The organism is Paenalcaligenes sp. Me131, from assembly GCF_050487225.1.
Lineage (GTDB): Bacteria > Pseudomonadota > Gammaproteobacteria > Burkholderiales > Burkholderiaceae_B > Paenalcaligenes.
Map to the genome: position 1 here is coordinate 500,657 of NZ_JBKQGY010000003.1, position 11,147 is coordinate 511,803.

Annotated in this window: 6 protein-coding genes; 5 read left to right on the top strand and 1 reads right to left on the bottom strand. The window is 45.8% G+C overall.

The window, feature by feature from the left end; genetic code table 11:
• Nucleotides 1-651: 651 nt before the first annotated feature.
• Nucleotides 652-1,398: a winged helix-turn-helix domain-containing protein gene (locus ACLPHM_RS14065; protein WP_430221846.1), complete on the top strand. Its 747-nt coding sequence runs from the start codon at nucleotides 652-654 to the stop codon at nucleotides 1,396-1,398.
• A gap of 242 nt (nucleotides 1,399-1,640) precedes the next feature.
• Here ACLPHM_RS14065 and ACLPHM_RS14070 read toward each other — a convergent pair whose 3' ends face one another.
• Nucleotides 1,641-2,123, bottom strand: coding sequence for a helix-turn-helix domain-containing protein (locus tag ACLPHM_RS14070; protein ID WP_430221847.1), 483 nt, complete (start codon nucleotides 2,121-2,123; stop codon nucleotides 1,641-1,643).
• A gap of 471 nt (nucleotides 2,124-2,594) precedes the next feature.
• Between ACLPHM_RS14070 and ACLPHM_RS14075 the strand changes: the two genes are divergently transcribed.
• From ACLPHM_RS14075 to ACLPHM_RS14090, 4 genes are all read left to right on the top strand, one after another.
• Nucleotides 2,595-3,908, top strand: a complete 1,314-nt coding sequence (locus tag ACLPHM_RS14075; protein ID WP_430221848.1) for a TolC family protein — start codon at nucleotides 2,595-2,597, stop codon at nucleotides 3,906-3,908.
• A 58-nt stretch (nucleotides 3,909-3,966) separates the two neighbouring features.
• On the top strand, nucleotides 3,967-7,587 hold the full coding sequence (locus ACLPHM_RS14080; protein ID WP_430221849.1) for a BapA/Bap/LapF family large adhesin: 3,621 nt from the start codon (nucleotides 3,967-3,969) through the stop codon (nucleotides 7,585-7,587).
• Between the two features lie 139 nt (nucleotides 7,588-7,726).
• On the top strand, nucleotides 7,727-9,916 hold the full coding sequence (locus ACLPHM_RS14085; RefSeq protein ID WP_430221850.1) for a type I secretion system permease/ATPase: 2,190 nt from the start codon (nucleotides 7,727-7,729) through the stop codon (nucleotides 9,914-9,916).
• Entirely contained in the window at nucleotides 9,906-11,147 is a 1,242-nt protein-coding gene (locus ACLPHM_RS14090; RefSeq protein WP_430221851.1) for an HlyD family efflux transporter periplasmic adaptor subunit, read from the top strand. The genes ACLPHM_RS14085 and ACLPHM_RS14090 overlap by 11 nt, the downstream gene beginning before the upstream one ends.

Genomic DNA, 11,147 nt, shown 5'->3' on the forward strand with positions numbered 1-11,147 from the left:
ATAGAGATACTCCCATTTTTTCCGATAAGTTCTTGGCGCCTCCTACTTGATCAATTGCAAGGTTTATTCGATCTGAAAATTCCTTAAAATTATTTTCCATATTGCTATTTATTAGTATGCTCAGCGGCATGTCATGCGAGTACCGCTGACTATCTGTAAACACAACACTGCTCAAAAATTCATGATCTTGTCATTATTGATAACTAATGACAAGTTAATGCTTGAAAGCAGCAAGTTCTTGTCGTAAGATTCGATTTAAACAGAAAAACCAACCGAAAGACATATTTGTTTACAAACTTTTTTATCAGATATGCCAGATTTTCATGTGTTTTTGGATTTTTAGCAGAAAGTTACTGTTTGCCTATGTGTCATATTGTCTACCCCTTGGTTGCATTCTATGTTGATTACTTAATGCATAGTTCTATATCTAAAATATTATTTTCAGACCATATAAAGCAAGAGGTTGACAACACTTACTGTTACTCATAAGTAAAGTAAGGCTATAGAAACACTAGAGCTCATGTAACTTTATTGAGTACAGAACGCTGACTTTGAATTTGGCTAGCTCGACGAAAAAGCTTTTGATATTTAATGTCTACGCTTTGGTAGATAGACATTGCCATAAACCTAGGAGAATAAGGCTTGGGGTCGTTGACTACAGAAAAAATTTTTTTATTGTTCGATGATGAGATAGTTATGGAAAAGCTCATCAACGATCTAGCCCTTTGGGGAATACCAGTCCGCGTAATACAAATGCAGGCTATACCCTCATTGAAAGCTCTTGGTCAGAATGGTGGTGATGAAATAGTGATGATCCACCTGCATAATGAGACATTGCTGACAGATATAGGACGTCTCAGAATGGATTTCCCAACGGCTGGCATCATAATTCAGCAGCTTGAACGTATTATTACCACCGAGCAAAGTAGCTTATTGCTGTTAGCTGGTGCTGATGTTTGTTTTGATAACAGAGCACATAGTTTGGAGGTCTTAGCAAGTATTCAAGCACTACGGCGGCGAGAGTTAGCTTTGCGATCCAAGTTTGCTACATTTATTTCTGATGACGAGATAGACAGCGGTACACCTGCTAGTCCGTTTCGTAGCCATGACTCTGAGCAATCATGGGAATTAAAAGAAGGGGGTTGGCGGCTCATCACTCCTCAATGCCAATCCATTATGTTAACTGGTACAGAAAGGCATGTATTACGCACATTGTTTGAACATAGGCCAAATCCTGTATCACGTGACAAGCTATTTGATGATCAAGGCAATAAGACACCACCAAAGCGCCATATTGATGTAGTAATAAGTCGTTTAAAACGTAAAGTCTCTCAACACGGAGAACATCTACCAATACACTCTATCTGGGGGGTTGGTTATGCTTTCTCGGCAGACTAACTACATAGCGCTCTTTAGACGAGCACGAACACTGTCTCTGTACCTGTCTATACACCCCATCTGAAAAGAAATGCAATGCACCTATTAAAGGGCATTGCCTTCTGTTCTCATGATTATGGTTTTACTAGTAAGAAAGCTATTAGCAGTAGCGTTGGTGCTTTGGTCTGCCACGTTAGCTACAAGTAGTACATCCTGTGTTCGCTCAAACAGCTCTTCCAATTTCAACTCCTGGCCAGTTCAATCTACCTAAACGAGGCTAGCTCAATTATGTTGTTTAGACTTGCTTCATCCAGTTGATGCCCTTGACGAAGGTAGAACTCATAAACCAAACGGATAATTCTGGCTTCTGCCTCTGGCCGCAAGTTTATTTTTTGCTTTAAAAATAACTGTCGAGTTTTGGTTATTACGTCTTCAAGCGAGTCCAGATCTATACACGCAGAAACTTGCTGTGGTGGTGGTGTGTCGTGGTAGGGACTTCCTTCGCCAGATGCTAGCCAGCTAATCGACAAATCTGAAGCTTTTGCCATCTTAAGCAAACTAGAACGGGAAGGATCAGAATTTCCTGACCGCCAACTTCTTAGCACAGATGTGGACATTCCCATTTTTTCAGCTAATTTCTTAGCGCCGCCTGCGCGATCAATTGCCAAATTGATGCGATCAGGAAACTCGGTGAACTCACTTTCCATATCAGTGTTAATTGATGTGCCCAACGGGTTTTGTGACACGGGTTCTCCTAACTGTTGAAATTCAAACCAGACCATAAAAACGACAAGATCTTGTCATTTATTTTCATTTTCAGCAGATTGTTGCTCGACAGAGATAAGTTCTTGTCGTAATATTCAGGTTGAATAACAAAAACTCACCAAAAAACACTCTTTTCTTACAAAAAAGCTGTTTTTCAATGACGTTTTTGGCACCCGATACAAAAAACAGAGTCAATCAGACAAGAATATGGCGCTTAACGTCTACTTCTTGATGCTATGCGTACTGGGAAATGTGCGCAACCTAGGTAAATATCAGGGCTGGCAGGGCTTGCTTATCTATATAAGCGGGTAGCTTTTTTGCGTCCCGAATTTCGTGATTTTACCTCTTGAGCGGGCTTTTGTGTTGGATGCAAACATTTTGTCCATGGCTATAGAAACGTAAAGTTCATTTGTTTGGGGTGCTCTATGGGGAAGCTAAAAAGAGTGGCGTGCATGGTTGCAATGATGGCTTTTTCAGCAGCAAACACATCGCAAGCACAACGCCAAGATCAAGGGGCCAGTGATTACTTCAGCATGCTTGGAACAGACACAACGTTAACCATTCAAGAAGCTGTAGAACGTGTAGTGGCTTATCACCCAGGGCTTATTAGTGCTTTAGGGTATCAAGCTAGCGCACAAGAAATGATCAATGTTGCTCAGTCTAGATACTACCCCCAAGTCAGTGGCGGCGTTTCAAACAGCTACGATAAATACCGCTCTGGACGCTATGAAGAAAAGCACTTACAGAGCATGGACGTGAATGTTCAGCAGCTTATTTACGACTTCGGCAAAACATCCAACACCGTCAAAAAAGCAGAATTTGGCGACCTGAAAGCAGAAGCTAGAACCAATCTGGTTCTAGAACAATTAATAAGAGAGGTTTCTACTGCTGTACTGGAAGCTGTCCGTTTCAAGGGGTTGATTGGCTTAGCTGAAGAGCAGGTGCAACAAGTATCCCAAATAACGAGTCTGGTTGAACAACGTTATGAAGAGGGAGCAAGTAACTTATCTGATGTACTGCAGGCTCGCTCCCGTTTGGATTCCGTTGAAGCTTTAGTCTTTGATGTGGAAACGCAGTATCAGAAATGGTTACAAGAGTTGGCATTGCTTGTTCAACTGCCAAATGTAACTGAAGTGTCTTTAACAGGGTTTCCTGATGTTCTTGACCAAAGTTGCGTGATTCAAAATATTGAATGGCATCGAATTCCTGAAGTCGTCATGACAGATATGGCTGCAGAAGAGGCATCTGCAGATATGGCACTAGCCAGTTCTGAAGAGTGGCCGACCATCTCTTTGCAAGGTGGAATCTCTCGTGCAATGAATGCTACTCCCAACTACGGTGGAAGAGTTGAAACCTCGGTTCAGCTCAATCTCTCTATGCCGTTTTATCAGGGTGGAGGTTTATCGGCGAATAAGCGTGCTGCCTCAGGAGCTTTACAGGCAGCAACTGCCGAAAAAGCGCAGATCAGACTGCAAATTCAGCAACGTATCGCTGATCAAGTAAATAGATACCAAGGTTTACAAAGACGTAAAGGTTTACTGGCAAATCGAGTCAGAAACATTACCGGAACTAAAGATTTATACAAAAAACAATATGTGGATCTGGGGACCCGCTCATTAGTTGATTTGCTGAATGCTGAACAGGAGTACCACCAAGCTCGCGTAGATGTACTGAACAGTGAGTTGGATTTGAAAGCATCACAAATTGAGTGTGCTTACTTTCAGGGCTTGTTAGGAAGTGGGTTTGATGTGATTGCCCTGAAGTAGGCCTGTATGAAGAGGGGGCCTTCTGGCCATTTTTTATTATTAAAAAGTTGGGGTATCCATGAACATGATCCTAGCAGAAAAGACAGGGAAGGAGGCAAAGGTACTTGAGACGCAATTAGCGGATCAAGTATTGATGTCTCCCCACCTTATTAAAATTAACGCGAGCCCTAGTGACATAGTGGGATTGTCACGCGAAGGGAACAATCTCGTTTTGGTGTTCGTTAACGGCAAAAAAGTAACTCTACAAGGTTTCTTTAATAAGAATGCAGATGGCGAACAGAGTGAACTAGTACTAGAAGATGCTGATTGTCAACTATGGTGGCTAAGTGAGAATAGCTCATTTATAGAAATCTCAGCTCAAGATGCAGTTTTTGAAAACACAGGCGCTGCCGCATCAGAAACAGTATGTGCTGCTACTCCATTCTCTGAAACTCCCCCAGCGTGGGTACTTGGATTATTACTTGCAGGTGTTACCGGTTTGGCTTTCGCTTCTAGCGGTGGCTCCTCCGGCGGCGGAAGCTCTCCCTCACTAGCTGACGGAACCATTACCGTTGAAGCAGTAGGAACAGACGGCTCCATTGGTGGCACGACAACAGGAGTAGCACCAAACTCAACGGTCACCGTACTAGTTACTGACTCTAACGGCAAAACAATAGAGTTAGAAGGACAGGTAGATGCAAATGGTAAATTCGTTGTGCAAGTTCCTGAAGGGGAACTTGCAGATGGTGCCATTACCGTTGTAGCAAAAACTACCGATAAAAATGGTAAAGAAATCTCCTCTGAGCCAGTTGAAGGTGAGCTGGATTTAGTTCCTGATGACGGTGATGCTGATGCTGACGCTGATGCAGATGCAGACGCGGATGCTGACGCCGATGCAGACGCTGATGCCGATGCGGATGCTGACGCGGATGCTGATGCGGACGCCGATGCAGACGCCGATGCTGATGCTGATGCAGACGCGGATGCGGACGCCGACGCGGATGCCGACGCTGATGCTGATGCTGATGCTGATGCTGATGCTGATGCGGATGCGGACGCTGATGCCGATGCGGATGCGGATGCGGATGCTGACGCCGATGCAGACGCTGATGCCGATGCGGATGCTGACGCCGATGCGGACGCGGACGCTGATGCGGATGCGGACGCTGATGCTGATGCGGATGCGGACGCTGATGCCGATGCGGATGCGGATGCTGACGCCGATGCAGACGCTGATGCAGATGCGGACGCCGATGCAGACGCGGATGCTGATGCCGATGCAGACGCGGATGCTGATGCGGACGCCGACGCGGATGCTGATGCGGACGCCGACGCAGATGCGGACGCTGATGCCGATGCGGATGCTGACGCCGATGCAGACGCTGATGCCGATGCGGACGCTGATGCCGATGCTGATGCGGATGCTGACGCCGATGCTGATGCGGATGCCGACGCGGATGCTGATGCAGATGCAGATGCCGATGCGGATGCTGACGCCGATGCTGATGCGGATGCCGACGCGGATGCTGATGCAGATGCCGATGCAGACGCGGATGCTGATGCTGATGCTGATGCGGACGCTGATGCCGATGCTGATGCTGATGCGGATGCGGATGCAGACGCGGATGCTGATGCAGACGCGGATGCTGATGCAGACGCCGATGCGGATGCGGATGCTGACGCCGATGCTGATGCAGACGCCGATGCTGATGCAGACGCTGATGCAGATGCGGATGCGGATGCGGATGCCGACGCTGATGCTGATGCTGACGCCGATGCTGATGCAGACGCCGATGCTGATGCAGACGCTGATGCTGATGCCGACGCGGATGCAGACGCTGATGCTGATGCTGATGCTGACGTTTCCGACGATTACTTCACGGCTCAGCTGAATATCGAGCCTACCGATATGGGTACTGAAGTTCAGTCCGACAGTCGCTTGTCTATCATCGACATCGGCGGCTTATGGGATGCCTTCTTTGACGGTGCCCCACGCTTCAACTTCAAGGTAGGCGAGGGTGAGACAGCGACCAGCGAGATCAGCGTGTCTTCGGGCTCTGCAATCAGCTTGCTCGACAACGTCAAGGTTCAGTTGCGCGTTAAGGATGAAAACGGCAAATGGAAAGTGCTGGAAGAGTCTGGTTCCGGTGGCTTGATCGATATCATTGGTATCTTTGGTGGCAAGGCCAAATTCACCATTGCTGACTTGCCTCCAGGCGAGTACGAGGTGATCGCGGCCGTGCGAGGCCTGAGCTTTCTGAGTACAACCACAGTTGAAGGCTCGACCACATTCTACGACCACACCAAGGTAGGCTCTTACACAGCTACACCAGTAAGCGGCAATGTGCTTGATAACGACGCGGCAAGCGAAGGTGCCAAAGTGACCCATATTAATGGGGAGCAAGTTGGTGCAAACGGCACAACGACGTTTGAGGGTGAATATGGCAAGTTGACTATCAGTGCAACTGGTGAGTTTACCTATATGCCTAACAGCACCAGTGGCTTGGGTATCGGCAAGGTAGAGACTTTCGAGTACACGATCAAAGCAGCAGACAACTCCTCCAGCAGCGCCACAATTTACATACGCATCGACAGTGACGGCCAAGGCCTGATCTGGCCAGAGGATCCGACACAGCCAGCTGAAATTGACCTAGTTGCCAATAGCAGCACAGGCGAGGCTGCTATCGACAGTAACTACCTTGTTAGCCAAGGTGGGCCTAGCGAACAAGCACCTACCCGAGATATTAAAGCTAGCGGGAAGGTGACGGTAAACACTTCCGTCAATTTCACGGTCGATGCAAACAGTAAGGCTGACATCAAGATCACGGCCTCTGCACCGGACGAGCTGCTAACGAGTGATAGCTTGGTGGTGACGGTGACCGGGCCTAATGGCTATTCCAAGACTTATACCGGTACGGGCGGGCTGTTTAGCAAACTGAGTGTTCAAGAAATGCTGCAAGGGCTTGACACTGGGAACTACACCGTTACAGCAACGTACAGCCGTAATAGAGGTTTAGCCTCAGGTGGCAAGCTGGAATTATCGTACCAGACTCAGTCGGTCACGCATCTGGATGAATATGTTGTCGAGACCATCCACAACGCAAGCGGTAACGTTCTGGCCGATGATCAACTGGCATCGACTTATACCAAGTTCCTAATCCTAAACGCCAACGGCGACTTTGAGGAAGTTGTTAATGGAACAACGGTGGAAGGGTTGCATGGCACCTTGACGATCAACACCAACGGTAGTTATTCCTATCAGCCTAACTCCACTCTTGAGGATATTGGCAAGGAAGATGTCTTTACTTATCGTTTAGAGCATCCTAATGGCACAACAAAGGATGCCACCTTAACAATAGAAGTAGAGCATGGTGCTGGTCCTTTCGAACCTGAAACTTCTAGTTTCATGCTTGAGAGTGACACAGAGGTAGATATTACTGAAGGCTTTGCTTCACTCGAAAGTTTGGAAGACCGCATCACTGAAACAACAGAAGAGACACAATCTCTAGAAGACATTGAGCTTCAAGGAGACGAACCTACGAATGTTGATTTAGATGCTGTTGCGGAAGAGGAAGCTGACATGTTTGGTAATACCTCTGGTATACCAACATCGGAAGACAGTGCTATTGAACCTGTAGTACCTGAAATCGATGTGGATTCTTCTTTTGATGAACTGGATGAACATAACTTGTTAGGTTAATCCACCAACTGAAGCACTGGGCTTTCTTAGCCCAGTGCTTTTCTTTTGTCTTCTGTACCTTACAAACGATTTTTCACTGCCCTGCCCATGCAGGTTATTGATAAGACGTTTGATCGTTGTATTTAAGAAGGATTAGTGCATGTCATTGCATGAAGCCATACCATTCTCAGCGGATTCAGAGTTTCAAAACCAAGAGCGCTATAAGCCATGGATTGAGGCTGTTCTATCCATAGCAAAGCACTATAGATTAGATGTTTCGCCTCAAAATTTGGAGCTAACAGCTAATTGGCTGAAAGTAAAAGACATAGGCTATGTTCTACGCCGATTAGCCAAAGAGGCTGGCCTGTATGTAAAAACCGTTACCTTACAAGAAAGTGATCTCAACATTTGGCGATTGCCTCTGCTTGTACAGCTTAGGAATGGGCAGGTCGCTGTAATAGAACAAATCAATGAAGGGGGACTGCTTGGTATTCGGTATAGCGGTGATAAAGGGCTACTTAGCGAAATTTCAGTTTCTGAACTGTTAAAACACGTACAGGCTGCCTTTGTTTTACGACCCATACATGCTGTGGCTGATGCACGGGTAGACGATTACGTAAAACCTTTTCAAAAAAACTGGCTAAAACAAATTGTTTTCAGTGATTGGCGACCATATTCTCATCTTTTTGTAGCCTCTTTTCTGATCAATGTTTTGGGTTTGTCAGGAATTCTATTTACTAGACAAGTCTACGACCGTGTCATTCCAGCCGAATCCTATCCCACATTATTTGTATTGTTTAGTGGTGTATTAGTCGCATTGGCTTTTGTGTTTGTGTTCAGAATATCCCGAAGCCATGTCATTAATATGTTGGGGAAGCGTGCCGATTTACGCATATCTGACAGGGTGTATGGACGAGTTTTACGCATACGTAATAGCAGTCGCCCTCAGTCTACGGGTAGTTTAATCGCACAGGTACGAGAGATAGATAACATTCGTGAGATGCTGACTTCGGCAACGATTACAGCATTAGTAGATATCCCTTTTTTTGTATTGTTTTGCCTAGTGTTCTGGTATTTGGCTGGCAATTTGGTTTGGGTTCCTATGATCGCAGTTATCTTAATGGTTTCCCCCAGCCTGATCATGCAACCACGCTTACGTCAATATGCTAGCCAATCTGCACGCGAAGCAAGCTTACGTAACGCAATTTTAGTTGAAGCCGTACAGGGCTACGAAGATATTAAAACGACACAATCAGAACTGCGATTTCAGAACCAATGGAATAACTTTAATGCAGCAACGGCTGATGTTTCCCTCAAATTACGTTCTTTAAATAGTTGGTTAAGCAGTTGGACTAGCGTAGTGCAGGGGTCAGTGTTTGCAGTCATCGTCATGTTTGGTGCATTTAAAGTGATTGATGGTGAACTGAGTACAGGCTCAGTAATTGCCGCCTCCATCTTAGGTACACGCATGCTGGCACCAATGGCAAAACTGACTGGCGTCCTATCTCGCTGGCAACAAACCAAGGTTGCAATCTCTGCAATTGATAACTTAATGAGTTTACCGACCGATGATGATACCGCCGAAGAAGGACGTATTCATGTCGCATCTGTGCGTGGCAATTACATCTTTAAAGACTGCCAAATTTCATACCGTTCAGAAAACCCCATACCGGCATTGAACATTAAGCATTTGCAGATTCGCGCAGGAGAAAAAATAGGCATTTTAGGACGTAATGGAGCCGGAAAATCTACCTTATTGCAAACATTATCTGGCTTATTAATTCCTACGGAGGGTATTGCCACAGTAGAAGGAGTGAGTTTAGCTCATATAGATAGCGCAGACTTACGACGAGATGCCGGGCTCTTAAGCCAAAATGCCTCCTTGTTTTATGGAACTATTCGAGAAAACATTACGTTAGCAGCACCATTAGCTAGCGATCCGGAGATTCTGAAAGCTTTACAAATGACGGGCGCCATGGAGTTTATCCAACGTTTGCCAACTGGTCTGGATCATGTGCTGACTGAAGGAGGAAAAGGATTATCAGGCGGACAACGTCAGGCATTACTACTGTGTAGATTTATCTTAGGCAATCCAGAGGTAGTGTTATTGGATGAGCCAACATCTGCGATGGATGATACCAGCGAGCGCCATTTCATCAAGCACCTGCATGATTGGGTAGCAGACAGAACACTAGTCATGGCAACCCACAAATTGCGTATGTTGGAGTTAGTAGATCGTATCCTCGTGATCAGCAACGGCAAAATTGTAATGGACGATAAAAAACAAATAGTGCTAGAAAAATTGGCGCAAGGCTCTAGAAATAGAAAGGGGCCTGAAAATGAAAACTAAGCACGATGAAGAAACAGGGCAAAAATTAGAAACAATCTTGTTGTTCGATCCAGATCTTGACCAACAACAATATCGTGATGACGTTAATGAAGCTGAAATCGTTAGATCTAATCGCATTATTTGGGTATGTGGGTTATTGCTAGTGGTATTAATAGCATGGGCCTATTTTGCCAAACTAACAGAAGTTTCTTCTGGTACCGGGAAAATAATTCCTAACTCCAGAGAACAAGTCATCCAATCTCTAGAAGGTGGCATCCTTTCACATTTATATGTAAGAGAAGGGGATATCGTTGAACCACAACAAATATTAGCCCAACTGGATTTGACTAAAACAGAAGCAACGGTAGGTGAAAGTGCTGCCAAGCATAGAGCTGCACTAGCCAGCATCGCGCGTTTAGAGGCAGAGGTAAATGGCCACTCCCTCGCCTTTCCTGAAATTTTAAATACATACCCAGAACTCATTGAGGCGGAAACACGTTTATACAATACACGCCAAGCCGGTTTGGGCGAATCACTCTCTGGGTTACGGCAGTCACTCAATATTGTGAGTGAAGAATTACGCTTAACAGAATCCTTGGCGAAGGCAGGAGCAGCGAGTCATGTAGATGTCTTAAAGCTGCAAAGACAAGTAGCAGAAATCCGTTTAAAGCTCACAGAACGCCAAGCGGAATACATGGTGAAAGCTAGGGAGGAACTGGCACGGGCTAAAGCAGAGGCTGATTCGTTAGAAGAAGTGATACGTGGCAGAGCTGACACACTGACCAGATTAACATTGCGTTCACCCGTACGTGGTGTGGTGAAAGACATAGAAATCACAACGCAAGGGGGGGTACTTCCTCCCAATGGCCGCCTGATGATCATTGTTCCTATAGAAGACCAATTACTCGTGGAGGCTAGGATTTCCCCCCGAGATATTGCGTTTATCCGCCCAGGGCTGGAGGCCAAAGTCAAAGTTACTGCCTATGACTACTCTATTTATGGCGCCTTAGAGGGCAAAGTAGAGACTGTTTCGCCTGACACTATCCAAGACGAAATTAAACCGGAAGTTTTTTATTACCGTGCTTTTGTTCGCACTAGTGATGATGCGTTAGTTAATGAAGAAAGTGGAGAGCGATACCCGATCGTACCGGGAATGATTGCAACCGTAGATATAAAAACAGGTGAGAAAACGGTTTTTGAATATTTGATGAAACCTATTAATCGTGCACAAGAAGCAATGCGGGAGCGTTAA

Coding starts and splice junctions, on each gene's coding strand:
- ACLPHM_RS14090 (WP_430221851.1), top strand. CDS start 9,906: ATGAAAACTAAGCACGATGAAGAAACAGGGCAAAAATTAGAAACAATC.
- ACLPHM_RS14080 (WP_430221849.1), top strand. CDS start 3,967: ATGAACATGATCCTAGCAGAAAAGACAGGGAAGGAGGCAAAGGTACTT.
- ACLPHM_RS14075 (WP_430221848.1), top strand. CDS start 2,595: ATGGTTGCAATGATGGCTTTTTCAGCAGCAAACACATCGCAAGCACAA.
- ACLPHM_RS14085 (WP_430221850.1), top strand. CDS start 7,727: ATGTCATTGCATGAAGCCATACCATTCTCAGCGGATTCAGAGTTTCAA.